This window comes from Metabacillus hrfriensis, assembly GCF_030127205.1.
Lineage (GTDB): Bacteria > Bacillota > Bacilli > Bacillales > Bacillaceae > Bacillus_P > Bacillus_P dongyingensis.
The window spans coordinates 1,314,381-1,332,101 of sequence record NZ_CP126116.1; the positions used below are offsets into that span (position 1 = coordinate 1,314,381).

Consider the following 17,721-nt stretch of genomic DNA (forward strand, 5'->3'; position numbering starts at 1 on the left):
CTTTCAAGTTCTATCTGGGGTAATATAAACATACTTCCTAGTTTCTAGTTTTTGGGAGGGATCATTATCATCATGAAATCTGCGGAGGGATCTGTATGAGTGTTACATTAGAAGTGAGGAAGATTGAAAGTTATGCTGAGTTGACAGATGAGATTTTGCTTGAACTCGTTCAAAAAGGAGATTCAGAATCGACCGACTTTTTAATCACCAAATATCGCAATTTTGTCAGAGCAAAAGCGAGCAGATATTTTCTCATAGGCGGAGAACGAGAAGATATCGTGCAAGAAGGAATGATTGGCCTATATAAAGCCATTCGTGACTTCAAAGTGGACAAGCAGGCTTCATTCAAGGCGTTTGCAGAATTATGCATTACCAGACAGATCATAACGGCCATTAAAACAGCCACCCGTCAAAAGCACACCCCTCTTAATTCCTATGTCTCTTTGTACAAGCCTCTTTTTGAAGATGATAACCACACGCTGCTCGACGTGATTCCAGGAACAAAAACAATGGATCCGGCAACCTTGATCATTAATCAGGAAAAAGCGCTGGATATTGAAATGAAAATGGCCGAAATGCTGAGTGATCTGGAAAGAAAAGTACTGGCCCTTTACATGGACGGACAATCATACGTTGAAATCTCCGAAGAGCTGAATAAGCACGTTAAATCAATAGACAATGCTCTCCAGCGGGTAAAGAGAAAACTCGAAAGATACATGGAGATGCGGGATTACAGCCTGATATAAAGATAGATATCAGAATAGCGTGAAAATGGACGGCATGACTTTAATCGGTGATGCTTTTTGTTTTGTTTGTTTTTTCAGATATTAAAGAAATTGGCAGTCTTGTAAAATGTAAATAATAGATTATAAAATGAGAGGGTTTGATGAGGATTTATGGAAAAACTGCTTATATTCAATGATGGAGCATCCAATAAATTTTGGAAGATAAAAGCAGAAGAGAACTCCTATACAATTACATACGGTAAGATAGGCACAGGCGGAGCAGTCAAAACTAAAACATTTGAGTCTGCTGAGATTTGTCAAAAAGAAGCTGAAAAACTAATACAGTCTAAGTTGAAAAAAGGCTATATTCCTGCTGAGGAAAGCGAGGGGATTATAAAAGAAAGCGCCATGATAGATAAAGCGTTTTGGGATCTTTTGAAATGGGTTAAAAGCAAGGCTGAAGATAGTGAAGAGCAAATAGAGTATCTGATTGACTATTTATCCAAATTGAGTGTGAAAGACCTGATTAAATTTGATTCTATTCTAAATCAGTACATGAACAAATCGTACACCTCAGACCTGTGGGCTGCTGCCTATACCATTTTGGGCGGATGTTCTGATGATTGTTTTGACTATTTTAGAGCATGGCTTATTTTTCAAGGAAAAGATGTTTACGATAATGGCAATAAAGATCCAGAAAGTCTTATTCCTTTCCTTATAAAAATGGAAGAACTTGATGATCTGCCGCAGTTAGAGGATTTATTATCTGCGGCATGCATGGCTTTTGAAGAAAAAACTGGTCACGATGATGAAGCCTATTACGATCTCTATGAACTTCTTGCAGGGTTTGAGGAGCAGCCTGAATTAGAATTTGACTGGGATGAAGACGATGAGGAAGGTATGAAAAAGAGGTTTCCAAAGCTATGGGAACGATATGGTGAAGTACCGGTCGAATGGTAGAAAAGCTTGCGGCGTTATAAGAGCCGCAAGTTTTTTTATTGTCGGGCAGATAAGGTTTCAGGCTGTACTTTGAATTCTTTTATGTTCTTCAACTGATCCACAATCATAAAACTGACAATCACCAGCAGCAGCCATAAGCTGATTTTTCCGATATGGACAATTTCCCAGTGTTCTGATTTGGATTACCCATGCCCAAAAGAAAGTCGTAATATTTTCTGCTGTCCAAATGAAGAATCCTATTAGAAAAAAGAATAATGTAAGCGGCATGGAATAGGCAGTTTTGTTTATTGTGAAAGATACAAACGACTTTAGGAAAACAAAAATGATCAGAAGTGAAGGGGTAAATATCGTGCCTCAATGTTATCTCAAGATCCGCACCTGGCATTCGGATCTGCCTTTCGGAGCGGTCTCACTTTTCTTAGTATGGTTGAAACGAATTGGGAAGTATATATAATTAAGCGATTTTCTTATTGGACAATTGTAAAATAATTGCTTGACTTCTTTTGGTTACGAAAATATAATTACTTACATAAAGTAAGTTGAACTATTATCATATTAAAGGGGGATTCATTTATGGAGTTTCATCAGCATCCGCATACGTATGTAGGTCAAGTCAGCATTAAAGTTCAGGATTTAAACAGGGCTCTAACGTTTTATCAGGATGTGATCGGCTTTAAAATTCTTGATCAAACTGAAAGGCATGCTAATTTAACAGCTGACGGCAAGACTGTTTTTCTGTCGCTTGAACAGCCGGAAAATATTTCACCTAAACAGCCTCGAACAACTGGGCTTTATCATTTTGCTCTGCTGCTGCCTAACCGGTCAGACTTAGGCAGGGTGCTGCAGCATTTGGTTCAGATCAGCTATCCTATTGGAGCATCCGATCATTATGTGAGTGAAGCCCTTTATTTAAATGATCCGGACGGCAACGGAATTGAAATTTATGCAGACCGTGCAGCATCAGAGTGGACATGGCAGGATGGTCAGGTTTCCATGGCTACAGAACCGCTTGATGCTCAAAGTGTTCTGGCTGAAGGGAAGGGTGAACCATGGACTGTTCTTCCTGATGAAACAGTAATGGGACATATCCATCTGCACGTATCTCACTTGAAAGATACAGAAGAATTTTATGGAAAAGGTCTGGGATTTGAGGTTGTCACCCGTTACGGCAGACAGGCTTTATTCATGTCAACAGGCGGCTATCATCACCATATCGGTTTAAACACATGGGCTGGAGAAGGTGCCCCTGCTCCGTCCGAAAACAGCGTCGGGTTAAAATGGTTTACACTTGTCTTTCCGGATGAAGAAGCAAGAACTAAAGCTATTCAGCAATTAAAGCAGACAGGTGCAGACGTCTTGGAGGAAAACGGCGAGCTGATCACGGCAGACCCTTCCGGTAACCGGATTTTATTAAAAATTTAATCACTGCTGCAGTCTTATTGGTGATGGCACCGGTAAGGCTTTTTTTTTGTTTCAACTGAGAATAATGATTAAAGTTTGATTTGCAATGATTAGACTTAGATTTTCACTGATAGAATCTCAATTTTTACTGATATAAGAGCTATGGAGCACCAAAATCGGTTAAAGGCTGAAAAAAGTGTTCCAAAAGAGCAGAATGGAGCACCAAAACCGGTTGAAAGCTGAAAAAAGTGTTCCAAAGGAGCAGAATGGAGCACTAAAATCGGGTAAAAGCTGAAAAAAGTGTTCCAAATTAGCAGAATGGAGCACTAAAATCGGGTAAAAGCTGAAAAAAGTGTACCAAAGTAGCAGAATGGAGCACTAAAATCGGTTGAAAGCTGAAAAAAGTGTTTCAAAGTAGCAGAATGGAGCACAAAAACCGGGTAAAAGCTGAAAAAAGTGTACCAAAGTAGCAGAATGGAGCACCAAAATCGGTTAAAGGCTGAAAAAAGTGTTCCAAAGTAGCAGAATGGAGCACCAAAATCGGGTGAAAGCTGAAAAAAGTGTACCAAAGTAGCAGAATGGAGCACCAAAACCGGTTGAAAGCTGAAAAAAGTGTTCCAAAGTAGCAGAATGGAGCACTAAAATCGGGTAAAAGCTGAAAAAAGTGTTTCAAAGGAGCAGAATGGAACACCAAAATCGGTTAAAGTCTGAAAAATGTGTTCCAAAGGAGCAGAATGGAGCACCAAAACCGGTTGAAAGCTGAAAAAAGTGTTTCAAAGTAGCAGAATGGAGCACCAAAACCGGTTGAAAGCTGAAAAATGTGTTCCAAAGGAGCAGAATGGAGCACCAAAACCGGGTAAAAGCTGAAAAAAGTGTTCCAAAGTAGCAGAATGGAGCACTAAAATCGGTTAAAGGCTGAAAAAAGTGTTTCAAAGTAGCAGAATGAAGCACCAAAACCGGTTGAAAGCTGAAAAAAGTGTTCCAAAGGAGCAGAATGGAGCACCAAAATCGGGTAAAAGCTGAAAAAAGTGTACCAAAGTAGCAGAATGGAGCACTAAAATCGGTTAAAGGCTGAAAAAAGTGTTTCAAAGGAGCAGAATGAAGCACCAAAACCGGTTGAAAGCTGAAAAAAGTGTTCCAAAGGAGCAGAATGGAGCACCAAAATCGGGTAAAAGCTGAAAAAAGTGTACCAAAGTAGCAGAATGGAGCACTAAAATCGGTTAAAGGCTGAAAAAAGTGTTTCAAAGGAGCAGAATGAAGCACCAAAACCGGGTAAAGGCTAAAAAAGGTGTTCCAAAAGAGCCCTAGAACTCCGATCATCCCTGTTCAAACCCGTTTTCAAATACATCAAATAAAATTCAGAAAAAAATTCCATGAACATTGTGTGAAGCGGATTGATTTACCTATAAAGCCGGAGTATAGTAAGGGTATAGAAAGTTAGTGAAAATATTCACAAACTTTCTGGGCAAAGCTGGCTTGTCTAAGTTTTTTCCCTTTTTTTAACTTAATATGTGAAATAATTCACAAAAAGGAGATGTCTATTATGGCATGGTTAAGAGGAACAAAGATGGCAATTGTTTGGACGGTTTTGCGGATCTGGCTTGGTATACAATGGTTTGAAGCAGGCATTGGAAAGATTACTGGCGGTTTTGATGCGACAGGTTATGTACAGGGCGCAATTGCAAAAGCGGGAGGGGATCATCCTGCTGTACAAGGCTGGTATGCGGCATTTCTGAAACATGCACTTTTGCCGAATGCTGATCTGATCAATTTTCTGGTTCCGTGGGGTGAAACGCTTGTTGGAATTGCTTTAGTTGCAGGACTTGCAACACTCCCGGCTCTATTGGCAGGTGCATTCATGAATCTGAATTTCATGCTCTCTGGGACAACAAGCACAAATCCAATCCTCTACACCGCAGCTATGGTATTAATGGCAGCAGGTGCAGCAGCATGGTTTTATGGGGCTGACCGCTTTGCCATTCCAACTATCAAAAATTATTTGAAACGAACTAAAGGGCTGAAAAAAACGAATCAAAAACATGCAGCAGCTCATTAATATAAGCCCGGCCCAGAGAGTGATAGAGGATTGAAGGCATTTCTATCTAGTGTCAGCGCCTCTTCGGTCACAGAATGGATCCGCCAGTAAAAGCAAAAAGCGCCTTTACTGGCGGATTCTTATCTGCCTTTCGGAGCTGACCAAGGCGCTTGCACGGTTCTATTTAAGAAGTTGGAGCTCCCATATCAGACCATTCTTCTTTTGAAGGCCCATAAGCGCCCGTAACTGGAAGTCCTGCCTGACGCATCAAAACAGTCAGTTGTCCGCGATGGTGGATTTCATGTTTAACGAATAGTGATAAGGTCATCCCGTTTTTCCACTGAAAACCAAACACTTCTTTAGTTTCCTGCATCTTCTCATCATCCCATTCACTTACGCCCTCAAGAAGAGATTGAACCGACACGCGGTATTGCTCTGCAATCTCTGCTGCTTTTGCTGGATGCTCGCTGTTTGGAGGCCCCTGAACTTTTAACCCCATCGGTTCAAGCATTCCTGAAGCCGGCACCAAATGCCATGCCAGATCACCAAGAGACCGATGGCCGGGTGCAACACCCTGCTTTAATGAGGAATCTGTTAAAGAATCTAGCAATTTTTGTGTGACTGCTGCTTCATTTTTGTAGTCGCTGATAAAGCTTTGTACAGTTAAATACATGTGATTAGCTCCCATCCGATTTGAATTTAAAATAAGAACATACGTACTGTTCACCTATACAATTCTACATAAGATCCTCATTTCCTTCTAAAAACCCATAACGTTTATTAAATCTTAAAAAATACGTATAGAATATTTTTAACCTGCAGAAAATGAATGTGGAAAACATCTCCATTCCGTATATGACATTTATCATGTATCCAGCATGACACCTATGTCTGCACAGATGAATGGAATACCTCTATAATTTGAATTACCTTATTTAGAAGGGAATCAAAAAAAATGAGCAAAGAATTGCAAAAAAACTTACGAAAACAAGTAGCACCATATGAAAAAGCAAATACGAAAGACAGCATCAAGCAGATCATCAATACGATAGTACCCTTTATTATCCTTTGGGTGCTTGCATATCAGAGTCTGTCGATTTCATACTTCCTGACACTTGGACTTGCTGTCCTCGCTGGTGGATTTTTAATAAGAATTTTTATTATTTTTCATGATTGCTGTCATCACTCGTTCTTTAAGAACCGTAAAGCAAATAAAATCGTTGGTACGATTACTGGTGTTTTAACGCTGTTTCCATACAGCCAATGGCAGCATGACCATTCGATTCATCATGCAACAAGCAGTAATTTAGATAAGCGCGGAACAGGCGACATTTGGGTTCTCACAGTGGATGAATATCTGGCAGAGCCGGTATGGCGCAGAATTGCCTATCGTCTATACCGCAATCCTATTGTGATGTTCGGAATCGGACCAACCTACGTTTTTCTTATCAAGAACCGTTTTAATAAAAAAGGTGCAAAGACAAGTGAAAAAATGAACACTTATCTTACGAATGCATTAATTGCAGCAGCAGCGGCTGCTTTGTGTTTCACGATTGGATGGGAAGCCTTTCTTTTAGTACAAGGTCCGACTTTCTTAATCTCGGGATCATTGGGAGTATGGCTTTTCTACGTACAGCATACATTCGAGGATTCTTATTTTGAAGAAGATGAAAACTGGGATTATGTAAAAGCAGCTGTAGAAGGAAGTTCTTTTTATAAGCTTCCAAAGCCGCTTCAATGGCTTACAGGCAACATCGGCTATCATCATGTTCATCACTTGAGCCCGAGGGTGCCGAACTACCGTCTTGAAGAAGCGCACAACAACACAGCACCTCTTCAAAACATTCCGACGATTACACTTGCAACAAGCTTGCAGTCACTAAAATTCCGTTTATGGGATGAAAGAAGCAAGAAGTTTGTCGGATATAAAGAAATAAGAGCTCTCGCGAAAATGAGAAGCAGTCATCAGATATAAGAATAATTGGAAGATACATGCAGTCTTAATAGGCTGCATGTGTTTTATTATGATAAAATAGTTAAAAAAAGGAGTTTCCATCATGTTTAAACGATATATTAATAACGGAATTTCTCCTTATATATGGGCCGTACTCAGCATTCTGCCATTTTATTTTATCCTTCAATCATCCTCAACGGCTGAGATCATCATTGGAATCTCTTTGACCATTTTATTTTTTATTATTTTTAGGTTTGCATTTATTTCAAAGGGCTGGCCTGTTTATGTTTGGACGTGTCTATTAATCGCCATTTCTTTTACGTCAATGTTTTTATTTACTTACATTTACTTTGCGTTTTATATTGCATATCTGATAGGAAATATAAGCGACCGCATCGCTTTCTTGACACTTTACATCATCCATTTAGTTGTTACTACAGTTGCCATTAACCTCAGTATTATTTTACAGGAAGCATCTTTTTTAGAGCAGCTTCCATTTATTATTATCACGTGCATCAGTGTCATTCTTCTTCCTTTTAATATCTATAATAAGAAGGAGAGGGGACAGCTTGAAGAAAAGCTTGAGGATGCCAACAAGAAAATCTCCGAGTTTGTAAAGCTTGAAGAGCGTCAGAGAATTGCCCGCGATCTGCATGATACGTTAGGACAAAAGCTTTCGCTTATCGGTCTGAAAAGTGATCTGGCCAGAAAATTAATCTATAAAGATCCTGAAAAAGCCCGCGAAGAATTAAAAGATGTTCAGGCTACAGCAAGGACAGCTTTAAATGAAGTGAGAAAGATGGTCTCGCAAATGCGGGGCATCAGGCTTAAAGAAGAAATGGTCCGCGTAAAACAGATTTTAAAAGCGGCTGAAATCGAGTTTGTGCTTGAACAGGATGCGGCACTTTCTAATGTTTCCCTGCTTACTGAAAATATATTGAGCATGTGTTTAAAAGAAGCGGTGAACAATGTTGTGAGGCACAGCAAGGCAACAACCTGTTATTTCCGGGTTGAACAGACATGGGACGGAATTGTGATGACGGTCCGTGATGATGGAATCGGAAGCATCACAGAGGGTGATTTTACAAAAGGCAACGGACTGAACGGCATGAAAGAGCGCTTGGAATTTGTAAATGGAAGTCTCGAGATTCACTCAGAAATAGGAACCACGCTTATCATTAAAGTACCGAATGATGTAAAACAAAAGGATAAGGAGGATCTCATATGATCCGAATCGTTATTGCAGAGGATCAGCAAATGCTTTTAGGCGCATTAGGATCACTGCTGAATTTGGAAGATGATATGGAAGTTGTAGGGAAGGCTCATAACGGGGAAGAGGCTGTGGCCCTTGTGAAAAAATTCAATCCTGATATTTGCATTACAGACATAGAAATGCCTGGAATGAATGGACTCGAAGCCGCCGAACAGCTGAAGGCGGAAGGCTGTAAAGTGATTATCTTAACAACGTTCTCACGCTCTGGATATTTTCAGCGAGCGGTAAAAGCGGGAGTTAGTGCCTATCTATTAAAGGACAGCCCAAGCGAAGAGCTTGCAAGCTCGATCCGCAGTGTAATGGAAGGCAGAAGAATTTACGCACCTGAACTCATGGATGATGTGTACAGTGAAGAAAATCCTTTAACTGAACGGGAAAAAGAAGTGCTTGAGCTGGTCGCAGACGGAATGAACACAAAAGAAATTGCCGAAGAACTTAGCATTAAAGCGGGAACCGTCCGGAATTATATCTCAACAATCTTTGAAAAGCTGGAAGTGAAAAATCGGATAGAGGCCATTTCCCAATCGAAGGAAAAAGGCTGGTTTAAATAAATGACTGTAAACCTTGATTAAGTGGAAAACACTGAATTGAGGTTTTTTTTTTGCTGGAATTGGATGGAGTCTGGAATTAAGATCGTTTTCGCTCAAATCGGCCAGTATTTTAATGATTCTCCCAGTCATGAAATAAGGACAGACGAAACGATACAAAATTCAGGTAAGTACTCAAAAGGAAGGATGCAAAATGAAATTTGCATCCTTCCTTTTAAGATTTCTTAATTGCCTGGTAGATCCGCTTTATTGTTTCAATATGCATGGCTTCGTGATAGAAACTGAATAAAAAGGTTGCTCCTACAGTATGAAATGTGATGCCGGCACGATTGGTGAAGGGCTCATTCAACTTTTGATGAAAGTGGCCGGGAATGAACTCTTTTAACCTATCCTTTTGATTTTTCAGCACTTCTGAGATCTCAGTAAATGAGGGCGGTGTGCCATTCCAATCAGACGGTTTAGTCCCAGCGCTGAACAGTTCCTTGTAATGCCCAGGCACTCCAGCTTCTTCTCCAGCGAGGTCAAAAACAAGCTTTTCCTGTATGTAGGCAATATGTCCAAAGTTCCAGCGGATGTTATTGTTATAGCCTGCAGGTATGATGTCTGCTGTTTCCTCAGGTATTCTGCTGAGTGTGTTTACTGTTATTCCTCTCACAATCTCCATGTGCTGCATAATTGTATGTTCCATGAAAAAATCACTCCTTTATATGATTTATTCGTGTCTATGCCCTGTTTTCCTCCTCTTTTGCCTTTTTTAAAAGGATTTTTGATTTCTCTTAAAGAATAATACTTTGATAGTCAAAACTTTACAGGTTCTGGAGGAACAACATGTTAACTGAAAAACAGCTGGTCGAGATTGGGGAGCTTCAGCATGAGTGCGAAGCTAACGATAAAATACAATTAAAACTGAACTGGGAGATGCTTAGAAATCGTTCTGAAAATGAACAGAGTGATTTTCTTCTTTATGAAGATGGAAAGCTAGCGGCATTTTTGGGAATATACAGCTTTGGAAAAAAAGCTGAACTATGCGGCATGGTCAAACCAGAGTACAGAAGAAAAGGGATTTTCTCTAAGCTTATGAAACAGGCTTTGTCAGCCTGCACAGAGCGAAAGTACAGGGAAGTTCTTTTTAATGCTCCTGCACAGTCTGCTGCTGCAAAGGATTTCCTGAAAACCATTTCATGTGAATATTCCTTCTCTGAATATCAAATGAAGTGGGCGGAAAAAGAACTTGCCGCCGATAATCATGTCACGTTAAGGCAATCTGAACCCAGTGATCTGCCGCTCGAGATTCAGCTGGATGTAAGCTGCTTTGGATACATGGAACAAGATGCATCAGATTACAGCCATTGCATCAAACGTGAAGATGATCAGGAATTTATTATAATTGAATTTGAAAACAAAGCAGTGGGGAAAATGCGTGTTTCTCATACAAATGGGGAGGCATGGATTTACGGATTTGCTGTGCTGCCTGATTATCAGGGCAGGGGCATCGGAAGAAATGCTTTGCATAAAATAATTGCAAAGGAAAATGAAGCAGGCTATCCGATCTTCCTTGAAGTTGAGGCTAAAAATGCTCATGCTCTTAAACTGTATGAATCATGCGGATTCAAGTCGTTTCATGTTCAGGATTATTATGAATGGCAGAAAAGCAGTTAGAAATATTTTTGTCATGGCGTTATCAATTTACTTGATGACGCTTCTTATCTCTTAAGGTGACACAGTGTTTATTAAAAAAAATAAGAGGAAATGCTACTCATCATTAAATGCCTCTTTATAACTTTTTTGACAGGAAGTTATGAGGAGGAAATTTTTCTGATGAAAAAAACGATTGAATTTTTTGCATGCCCTGAGACTTATAAAAAGCTGCAGCTCTTCAGCACATGCGAAGAGCTTGACGCATCCATCTACAATCATTTGAAAGATGAGAATAATAGGCTTACCAAAACAATGATTGAGGTTTTAAAGCTTATTGGAAGATACAGTTTGAAGTACATGGGAGTCTCTTTTTTATCAAAAAATAAAATAGGTGAATTAACAGGGAAAAGCCGAAGAACGGTTATCCGTGTTTGTCAAAAATTAGAGGAATTTGGAATGATCAGGCAGTATGCGCTTAAGCGCAAAAGCGACAATCAGCAAACGTCAAATGCTATTGTCATTCTGCCTCATCAGCAAAAGCAAAATGTCACACAAGAGAGATTGCAAATTGTCACACCAATAAGCCATCCTTCCTTAAGCATAAAAACAGAATTAAAAACGTATCCGGAGATTGAACCCCTGTCACCTTTTCAAACATTTCAGCACATGTGCCATTGCTTTATAGAAGATCAGAAATTGATTAGCCGCATGTATGGAATATATCAGGCGCATATTGTTCATTTAAAAGACATTTACATAGAAAAGACCTTATTAAGCATAGGAATTGAAGCAGCAAAAATTGCGTTTCAAGCAGTAAAGCGAAAAAAGATACGCAGCATTTCAGGATATTTCAATGGGGTTCTAAATCAGCTGCTTGATCGATTGTATTTTGAGGATATGGAGGAGAATTACTGGTGTTGTAATGATTGATAAAGAGCAGGTTCGTTCATCATTTTAAAGGTTATCTGTGTCATTTCTGAAAAGCTGTGCATAATCATAACAAATGACCAAGCATATTCTCTTTGCAGTATTCAGGGAGGTACAGACAATCAGGAGCGGAACAGGATTTGTTGATTTTTTAATTGTAGATGAAGAGGAATTAGCTTCATATCAGCCATTGGCAGGATCATTTGTTATTTTCAGAAGCAGGGGTAAAATTTTGCTTTGTTTCAGTATAAAGAAAAAGAAATGGGAGCTTCCCGGCGGGAGAAGGAAGTTAGGAGAATCTCCGAAAGAATGCGCGATAAGAGAGTTATTTGAGGAAACCGGGCAAGTTGTTCCGGAACTGGAATTTGCCGGTTTGCTGAAAAAAAGGAAGAAGCGCACTGGGAAAATTAAGTACAGTCCAATTTTTTTTGCTTCTGCAAAGGATTTAATGCCGTTTAAAGTGAATAAAGAAACATCTGAGATTCGTTTATGGGACCTTACTGAAAACATAGGCTCTGTAAATAAAACCGATTTTAGGCTCTTGACCCGTTTGGAAGAGATGCTGTTAGATGGAAATTGGACTTGGAATGAAGGATAAGAGATTAGAAAAGAGATAAAATTTGCTAAAGGATGAGGAGCATGAACAAACGCCCGGAACAAAATGAATATGCAAAGTATTATGCAGGATATATCAGCATGATACCTGAAGGAGATATTGAACAGCTTTTAAAGCAGCAAGTAAAGGATACGCTGCATTTGCTTAACGACCTTTCTGAAGCAGAAGGGGAATTCAGATACGCACCGGGTAAATGGAGCATAAAGGAAGTGATCGGCCATGTTGTGGATACGGAAAGAATCATGGCATACCGTCTTTTATCCATTGCAAGGGGAGATGCGGCGCAGCTGCCTGGCTATGATGAAAATGCATATGTAGCTCAGGCGAATTTTAATCAGGAGAAGATGGAAGATCTCCTTCAGAACCTGTTCGTTGTCCGAGAGGGAACGCTGCTCCTGCTTAAGAGTTTAAAAGAAAAAGACTGGCAGAGATGGGGAACGGCCAATGAATTGGGTGTTACAGTACGGGCGATAGCATGTATTATTGCCGGTCATGAGCTTCATCACCGAAAAATCCTTAAAGAACGCTATATGGGGGCAAAAGAATTTTCAGCTGGATGAAGCTTGAAGATCACAGCTGTGAAATAGTGTTGTTAATGTAAAATAGAATAAATGCAGAATGAAGGTACATATATGAGACGTTTTCACTATAGCTGGATCATTTTATCTGTCACTTTTTTGGCTATTATTGTAGCTGGAATTATCAGATCTTCCTCTGGGGTATTTATCGTGCCTTTTGAGAAGGAATTTGGCTGGGAACGGCCCGTCATATCGCTTGCATTTGCCATCAGTCTGTTTCTATATGGCCTGTCAGGTCCATTTATGGCTGCCCTGATCGAAGTGCTTGGCATAAAAAAAATGATGATTCTTGCAATGGCCACCTTACTGTCAGGGATTGTACTCACTTTTTTCATGCAGGATTCCTGGCAGCTTATTCTCATATGGGGTGTTATTATAGGTCTTGGTTCTGGGTTGTTTTTGACAGTATTGAGCCCTTATGTTGCAAATCGATGGTTTATTAAAAGGAGAGGGCTTGCTGTTGGAATTCTGACAGCAAGCACCGCTACCGGCCAGTTGATTTTACTGCCGGTTTTAGCCTGGATCACAGAAGCTTATTCATGGCGGGAAGCCATTTCCCTCGTTTTATTTCTTTGTCTGGGAATGTTTGTAATCATCCTGGTTTTTATGAAAAATTCACCAATGGATATCGGGATTTTGCCTTATGGATCAGAGAATGAAGAACCAATAGAAAGCTCGGCCGAAAAGAAAAATCCGATCATCATGGCATTTCAGGGCTTAATCGAAGCAATAAAAGCAAAGGAGTTTTGGCTGCTTGCAGGAAGCTTTTTTATATGCGGGCTATCGACGAGCGGGTTGATCGGAACGCATTTTATTCCGGTGTGCATCAGTTTTGGTATACCGGCAGTGACAGCTGCGGGCTTGCTGTCCTTTATGGGCATCTTTGATTTAATCGGAACAACGGCGTCCGGATGGCTTTCAGATCGATTTGATAATCGATGGCTGCTGTTTTGGTATTACGGACTAAGAGGTTTGTCTTTGCTGTTATTGCCATATGCATTATTTGAAGGCTCTACAACTCTATTAATCATTTTCTCTATTTTTTACGGATTGGACTGGATTGCGACTGTTCCGCCCACGATTGGCATATCGCGGCAAGTCTTTGGTATTGAAAAGAGCGGAATTATTTATGGATGGATTTTTGCTGCACATCAAGCTGGTGCTGCAGCGGCCGCATTTGGCGGAGGAATGATCTATAAGGTTCTCAGCTCTTACACGTGGGCTTTTCTTATATCTGGTCTATTCTGCTTGGTGGCGAGTCTGTTTGTTTTAGTGATTAAGAAGCAGGAAGCGCCTGCTATTTTGAAAGGCCATACTGTAAAAGGCTGACTAGAAAAAGCTGTGCCGCATGAGGATACAGCTTTTTCTAGTTATATAGCCTGGCGCTATTTAAGACAAACGTCCTTTTGTTCACAATTATACGGAATTAATATGAAAAGTATTGGAATTAATGGAAAAAGTCTTGGAATTATTTCGCAAAGTCTCAGAATTAATGAGAAAAGTCTTGGAATTCGTTTAATTTATTTTCAATGAGAGACATTTTCATACCATTGGATAGAGGGGGATTGCATGCAGTTATTAATAAAAAAGATGAACCGAAGAATGGCTGCTGAAATTCTGCAATGGAACTACAAACCGCCTTATGATTTTTATAACATGGAGCTTACAGAAGGCAATATCAATGGAATGCTGTCAAACTCTTATTATGCAGTGGTTGACTTAAACAGCAGATTAATAGGCTTTTTTTGCCTGGGAAAACCGGCTCAAGTTCCGAACTGCACTCTTCCGGAAATCTATTCAGAGAATATGATTGATATCGGCCTTGGTCTTGAGCCGGACAGAACAGGCAGAGGAATGGGCCATTTGTTTTTTTCGTTCATCCTGCATCATGTTCACATGGGATTTCCCAATATGCCTCTTAGATTAACTGTGGCTTCTTTTAATAAAAGGGCCATTCGTCTATACAAAAGTGCAGGATTTATTGAAACAGCAAGTTTTGACACAGGGCATTCAGCCTTCTTAGTCATGGTCAAAAAATAAAGGCTCTGTCTTTTAAAAGATAGAGCCTTTTGTGTGAATTAAACAGCAGTCTGATTCAGTACTTTTTCAATAAAATGAAGCGTCTCATCAATGATCTGCTGCTGGTCATGGTCAAGCGTAGCGACATGGTAGCTGTTTTCAAGTGTGATCAGATTTTTATTCCTTGAAGAAATTTCTTCATAAATGACCTTTGAGTTATCAGGCGGGACAACGTTGTCCACTGATGAAACGAAAATAAGCGCAGGACATGTAATCTCGTACAGGTTTTTTTTCACTAATGCCATGAGCTTATTAATCTCTTTTAATGATTGAACAGGTGTTTTTTCATAAGCAAGCTCGGTTACCGCAGGATTTTTAATATCAGAACCAATTGCGTCCAGAAATCTGGCCTGAATTTGCTGGGCTCCTGCCATCGTCGGAATATCAATAGCAGCATTTATGGGGATGATCGCTTTTATTTCCGGATGTTTTTGGGCGAGATAGAGAGTAAGCGTGCCTCCCATTGAAAGTCCAGTAACAAAGATGGTGCTGCAGCGCGCAGACAGCCATTGATAACCTTCTTCAACAGAAGCAGTCCAATCCTCATAAGTTGTTCCTTCCATTTCCTCATAGTGTGTACCGTGGCCTTTTAGCCGAGGTCCGCATACAGTGTATCCGGCTTTTGCGTAGGCTTCTCCAAGCGGGCGCATGCTTTGTGTTGAGCCTGTGAATCCGTGTGATACGAGAATCCCGACCGAATTCCCTTCAAAATAAAATGGTTCTGCTCCTTTTAATACCGGATATCTTTCTGACATAAAAAAACCTCCTGCCAATTATTTAAAAATCTCAACGATTTACCATTCGCTATTAGACTTGCAAACTCCTACTAAAGGTTGAGATTCATCCTTCCATTTTAGGATTCGGAAAATGAGAAATTGTGGTAAACTAGCTTTTATCACAAGGTGGAGGTACATTCATGAAACAGCTTAAACAGATTCATCCGCTTGGGTGGAACATCTTAATCGGCACGATTTTCGGCAGAATGGCAACATCTATGAGCATACCATTTCTGGCCATCTATTTAACTCAAGTAAAAGGCGTCTCTGCGTCCATGACAGGAACGATTATTGCCGTCAGCTCACTTGCCGGCATTTTATCAAGCTTTTATGGAGGTTATTTGTCTGACAAACTTGGAAGGAAAAAAGTGCTGCTGACATCCATCTTTCTATGGATACTTGTTTTTATTGGTTTTGGAGTGGCAGACAGTGTGCTTTCATTTTTTATTATGAATGCTCTGAACGGGGTTTGCAGATCGGTATTTGAACCAACCACGAGAGCGCTGTTATCGGATATTACAGATCAGAAAAATAAGCTGCTGATTTTTAATTTGAGATATGCTGCCATCAATGTCGGGGTTGTATTCGGACCGATATTAGGCATCTTTTTGGGATCAGCAAAAACGACCTTTCCCTTTTATATTGCAGCCGCGATTTATACCCTTTACGGCATCTCACTGCTGCTCACATTTATGAAAACGGAACTTGCAAGTGAAGCAAACGAAACTACCCGCATTTCATTTAGGGAGGCATTTCATGTAACGAGAAAAGATAAACTGCTTCTTTTAACTTTAGTAGGCATTATTTTATGCATTACAGGATTTTCACAGCTTACTTCTACATTGCCCCAATACTTTGCCATGTCTCCTGAGATTAAGGACGGGGCCAGAACGTTTTCCATTCTGCTGTCCCTGAATGCTGTCGTGGTTTTGATCATTCAGTATCCGGTAGTCAGAATAGCGAGGAACTATTCTCCGATCAGATCAATTATGCTTGGGAATTTATTTGTCGGTTTAAGCCTTTTCAGCTTTGCTTTTGCAAAAAGCATTTGGATGATCGGCCTGGTTGTCATTTTCTTTACGGTTGGAGAGGTCCTGCTCTTCGCGATGATGGATGTCCTGATTGATGAAATTTCCAATCCCGATATGAAGGGTACTTATTTTGGCGCTATGGGATTTACTCAGCTCGGGAACGTTCTCGGTCCTTGGATCGGCGGACTGCTTCTCGATTCTTACGGTGTCAGCGATCCTGCCATTTTATTCGGCTGTCTGATGATTATCACATTAAGCGGTCTGCCAGTTCTGCTGCTTGTGAAAAAAGAAATGGAAAAAAAGGCAACAATTATTAAACAACATGTTCATGTGTAAAGAAGGAGGGATGCGTACATCGTGCGCTTCCTTCTTTTTAAAAGATTTCAGTTATCCTTCGCCTTGTTTCATGATTCTCTTTTATTTACATACGTTACCAATAAAAGCAGAACGGGCAGTCATCATAACCTTATGCTTATATAAAGGTTCTATAAAATGGTTAAGAGAGAAAATTCGGAAAAAATATTGGATTATTATCAAATAATGTATTATTATCAAAAGTGATAAAGGTAGTTTTTTTATAAAATGTTATCATTATTAATATTGATAACAATGAATACACTGGAGGATAGAGACATGAATAAATCAAAGATGAACCTGATCCTGCATCCTGTGAGAATGAAAATTATTCAATCTCTGCTGAACGGCAAAGAAATGACAGTCAGCCAATTGGGGGAGCGGGCGAAAGATGTTCCTCAGGCGACACTGTACAGACATCTTAATAAACTTCTTGAAGCCAAAATCATTCAAGTTGTAAAAGAAAATCAAATAAGAGGAACGGTTGAAAAAGTTTATATGCTAAATCAGCCATCCGTTCAGTCGCAAGAAGACTTTTTATCCTTATCAAGTGAAGAGCATTTAGAATTATTCATGAATTTTACCACTCAGCTGATGGGCATGTATGAGAATTATTTACAGCAGGGAGAAGCAGATTTGATGAAAGATGGAGTAAGTTACACTGTAGCAAATATCCATTTATCAGATTCCGAATTTATGGAACTGTTAAAGGGGATGGGTGAACTGCTGCAAAAGGCCATGCTTAATGAACCTTCGCCCGAACGTACAGGAAGAAACATTGCAACGATTGTCATACCTGAAGGCAAAAGTAAAAAAACGTAAAAGC

The 17,721-nt window shown here is 39.9% G+C and carries 19 protein-coding genes; 15 read left to right on the forward strand and 4 right to left on the reverse strand.

Annotation, left to right across the window (positions count from 1 at the left end):
- Positions 1–95 precede the first annotated feature (95 nt).
- Together sigH and QLQ22_RS06495 are read left to right on the forward strand one after the other, a co-directional pair.
- Positions 96–746 (forward strand): RNA polymerase sporulation sigma factor SigH, encoded by a 651-nt coding sequence (gene sigH / locus QLQ22_RS06490; RefSeq protein ID WP_223440522.1) that lies wholly within the window; start codon positions 96–98, stop codon positions 744–746.
- Between the two features lie 150 nt (positions 747–896).
- Positions 897–1,685: a DUF4240 domain-containing protein gene (locus tag QLQ22_RS06495; protein ID WP_284016251.1), complete on the forward strand. Its 789-nt coding sequence runs from the start codon at positions 897–899 to the stop codon at positions 1,683–1,685.
- Between the two features lie 57 nt (positions 1,686–1,742).
- Here the strand turns inward: QLQ22_RS06495 and QLQ22_RS06500 are convergent, their stop codons facing one another.
- A complete protein-coding gene (locus tag QLQ22_RS06500; RefSeq protein WP_349654975.1) occupies positions 1,743–2,033 on the reverse strand; it encodes a DUF817 family protein in 291 nt (96 codons plus the stop codon).
- 225 nt (positions 2,034–2,258) lie between these two features.
- Here QLQ22_RS06500 and QLQ22_RS06505 point away from each other — a divergent pair, with 225 nt between their 5' ends.
- Both QLQ22_RS06505 and QLQ22_RS06510 read left to right on the forward strand, forming a co-directional pair.
- Positions 2,259–3,107, forward strand: a complete 849-nt coding sequence (locus QLQ22_RS06505) for a VOC family protein (protein ID WP_284016252.1) — start codon at positions 2,259–2,261, stop codon at positions 3,105–3,107.
- A 1,522-nt stretch (positions 3,108–4,629) separates the two neighbouring features.
- On the forward strand, positions 4,630–5,142 hold the full coding sequence (locus tag QLQ22_RS06510) for a DoxX family protein (RefSeq protein ID WP_284016253.1): 513 nt from the start codon (positions 4,630–4,632) through the stop codon (positions 5,140–5,142).
- A 163-nt stretch (positions 5,143–5,305) separates the two neighbouring features.
- Here the strand turns inward: QLQ22_RS06510 and QLQ22_RS06515 are convergent, their stop codons facing one another.
- Entirely contained in the window at positions 5,306–5,794 is a 489-nt protein-coding gene (locus tag QLQ22_RS06515) for a DinB family protein (RefSeq protein WP_223440528.1), read from the reverse strand.
- 282 nt (positions 5,795–6,076) lie between these two features.
- On the opposite strand from QLQ22_RS06515, the gene desA reads away from it, so the two are divergent.
- The 3 genes from desA (at position 6,077) to QLQ22_RS06530 (ending at position 8,899) form a co-directional block, all read left to right on the forward strand.
- A complete protein-coding gene (gene desA, locus QLQ22_RS06520; RefSeq protein WP_223440529.1) occupies positions 6,077–7,096 on the forward strand; it encodes a Delta(5) desaturase DesA in 1,020 nt (339 codons plus the stop codon).
- An 82-nt stretch (positions 7,097–7,178) separates the two neighbouring features.
- Complete coding sequence (locus tag QLQ22_RS06525) at positions 7,179–8,303, forward strand: sensor histidine kinase (RefSeq protein ID WP_284016254.1); 1,125 nt, start codon at positions 7,179–7,181, stop codon at positions 8,301–8,303.
- Positions 8,300–8,899, forward strand: coding sequence for a response regulator transcription factor (locus tag QLQ22_RS06530; protein ID WP_223440531.1), 600 nt, complete (start codon positions 8,300–8,302; stop codon positions 8,897–8,899). Before QLQ22_RS06525 ends, QLQ22_RS06530 begins: the two co-directional genes overlap by 4 nt.
- A gap of 211 nt (positions 8,900–9,110) precedes the next feature.
- Here QLQ22_RS06530 and QLQ22_RS06535 read toward each other — a convergent pair whose 3' ends face one another.
- Entirely contained in the window at positions 9,111–9,584 is a 474-nt protein-coding gene (locus QLQ22_RS06535) for a DinB family protein (RefSeq protein WP_284016255.1), read from the reverse strand.
- 140 nt (positions 9,585–9,724) lie between these two features.
- Between QLQ22_RS06535 and QLQ22_RS06540 the strand changes: the two genes are divergently transcribed.
- The 6 genes from QLQ22_RS06540 (at position 9,725) to QLQ22_RS06565 (ending at position 14,695) form a co-directional block, all read left to right on the forward strand.
- A complete protein-coding gene (locus QLQ22_RS06540; RefSeq protein ID WP_223440533.1) occupies positions 9,725–10,555 on the forward strand; it encodes a GNAT family N-acetyltransferase in 831 nt (276 codons plus the stop codon).
- Positions 10,556–10,714: 159 nt separating this feature from the next.
- Entirely contained in the window at positions 10,715–11,464 is a 750-nt protein-coding gene (locus tag QLQ22_RS06545; protein WP_284016256.1) for a helix-turn-helix domain-containing protein, read from the forward strand.
- Positions 11,465–11,537: 73 nt separating this feature from the next.
- Positions 11,538–12,059: an NUDIX domain-containing protein gene (locus QLQ22_RS06550; RefSeq protein WP_284016257.1), complete on the forward strand. Its 522-nt coding sequence runs from the start codon at positions 11,538–11,540 to the stop codon at positions 12,057–12,059.
- Between the two features lie 41 nt (positions 12,060–12,100).
- Positions 12,101–12,637: a DinB family protein gene (locus tag QLQ22_RS06555; RefSeq protein WP_284016258.1), complete on the forward strand. Its 537-nt coding sequence runs from the start codon at positions 12,101–12,103 to the stop codon at positions 12,635–12,637.
- Positions 12,638–12,709: 72 nt separating this feature from the next.
- The gene (locus QLQ22_RS06560; protein WP_284016259.1) at positions 12,710–13,984 is read left to right on the forward strand and encodes an MFS transporter; all 1,275 of its coding nucleotides are present in this window, start codon (positions 12,710–12,712) and stop codon (positions 13,982–13,984) included.
- A 240-nt stretch (positions 13,985–14,224) separates the two neighbouring features.
- On the forward strand, positions 14,225–14,695 hold the full coding sequence (locus QLQ22_RS06565) for a GNAT family N-acetyltransferase (protein ID WP_284016260.1): 471 nt from the start codon (positions 14,225–14,227) through the stop codon (positions 14,693–14,695).
- Between the two features lie 38 nt (positions 14,696–14,733).
- On the opposite strand, the gene QLQ22_RS06570 is transcribed toward QLQ22_RS06565, so the two are convergent.
- The gene (locus QLQ22_RS06570; RefSeq protein WP_252208264.1) at positions 14,734–15,489 is read right to left on the reverse strand and encodes an alpha/beta hydrolase; all 756 of its coding nucleotides are present in this window, start codon (positions 15,487–15,489) and stop codon (positions 14,734–14,736) included.
- Between the two features lie 161 nt (positions 15,490–15,650).
- On the opposite strand from QLQ22_RS06570, the gene QLQ22_RS06575 reads away from it, so the two are divergent.
- Both QLQ22_RS06575 and QLQ22_RS06580 read left to right on the forward strand, forming a co-directional pair.
- Positions 15,651–16,877: an MDR family MFS transporter gene (locus tag QLQ22_RS06575; RefSeq protein ID WP_223440547.1), complete on the forward strand. Its 1,227-nt coding sequence runs from the start codon at positions 15,651–15,653 to the stop codon at positions 16,875–16,877.
- 297 nt (positions 16,878–17,174) lie between these two features.
- On the forward strand, positions 17,175–17,717 hold the full coding sequence (locus QLQ22_RS06580; RefSeq protein ID WP_223440549.1) for a helix-turn-helix domain-containing protein: 543 nt from the start codon (positions 17,175–17,177) through the stop codon (positions 17,715–17,717).
- Positions 17,718–17,721 lie beyond the last annotated feature (4 nt).

Coding starts and splice junctions, on each gene's coding strand:
- QLQ22_RS06565 (WP_284016260.1), top strand. CDS start 14,225: ATGCAGTTATTAATAAAAAAGATGAACCGAAGAATGGCTGCTGAAATT.
- QLQ22_RS06530 (WP_223440531.1), top strand. CDS start 8,300: ATGATCCGAATCGTTATTGCAGAGGATCAGCAAATGCTTTTAGGCGCA.
- QLQ22_RS06560 (WP_284016259.1), top strand. CDS start 12,710: ATGAGACGTTTTCACTATAGCTGGATCATTTTATCTGTCACTTTTTTG.
- QLQ22_RS06535 (WP_284016255.1), bottom strand. CDS start 9,584: ATGGAACATACAATTATGCAGCACATGGAGATTGTGAGAGGAATAACA.
- QLQ22_RS06525 (WP_284016254.1), top strand. CDS start 7,179: ATGTTTAAACGATATATTAATAACGGAATTTCTCCTTATATATGGGCC.
- QLQ22_RS06580 (WP_223440549.1), top strand. CDS start 17,175: ATGAATAAATCAAAGATGAACCTGATCCTGCATCCTGTGAGAATGAAA.
- QLQ22_RS06505 (WP_284016252.1), top strand. CDS start 2,259: ATGGAGTTTCATCAGCATCCGCATACGTATGTAGGTCAAGTCAGCATT.
- QLQ22_RS06550 (WP_284016257.1), top strand. CDS start 11,538: ATGACCAAGCATATTCTCTTTGCAGTATTCAGGGAGGTACAGACAATC.
- QLQ22_RS06540 (WP_223440533.1), top strand. CDS start 9,725: ATGTTAACTGAAAAACAGCTGGTCGAGATTGGGGAGCTTCAGCATGAG.
- sigH (WP_223440522.1), top strand. CDS start 96: ATGAGTGTTACATTAGAAGTGAGGAAGATTGAAAGTTATGCTGAGTTG.
- QLQ22_RS06545 (WP_284016256.1), top strand. CDS start 10,715: ATGAAAAAAACGATTGAATTTTTTGCATGCCCTGAGACTTATAAAAAG.
- desA (WP_223440529.1), top strand. CDS start 6,077: ATGAGCAAAGAATTGCAAAAAAACTTACGAAAACAAGTAGCACCATAT.
- QLQ22_RS06510 (WP_284016253.1), top strand. CDS start 4,630: ATGGCATGGTTAAGAGGAACAAAGATGGCAATTGTTTGGACGGTTTTG.
- QLQ22_RS06570 (WP_252208264.1), bottom strand. CDS start 15,489: ATGTCAGAAAGATATCCGGTATTAAAAGGAGCAGAACCATTTTATTTT.
- QLQ22_RS06495 (WP_284016251.1), top strand. CDS start 897: ATGGAAAAACTGCTTATATTCAATGATGGAGCATCCAATAAATTTTGG.
- QLQ22_RS06515 (WP_223440528.1), bottom strand. CDS start 5,794: ATGTATTTAACTGTACAAAGCTTTATCAGCGACTACAAAAATGAAGCA.
- QLQ22_RS06575 (WP_223440547.1), top strand. CDS start 15,651: ATGAAACAGCTTAAACAGATTCATCCGCTTGGGTGGAACATCTTAATC.
- QLQ22_RS06555 (WP_284016258.1), top strand. CDS start 12,101: ATGAACAAACGCCCGGAACAAAATGAATATGCAAAGTATTATGCAGGA.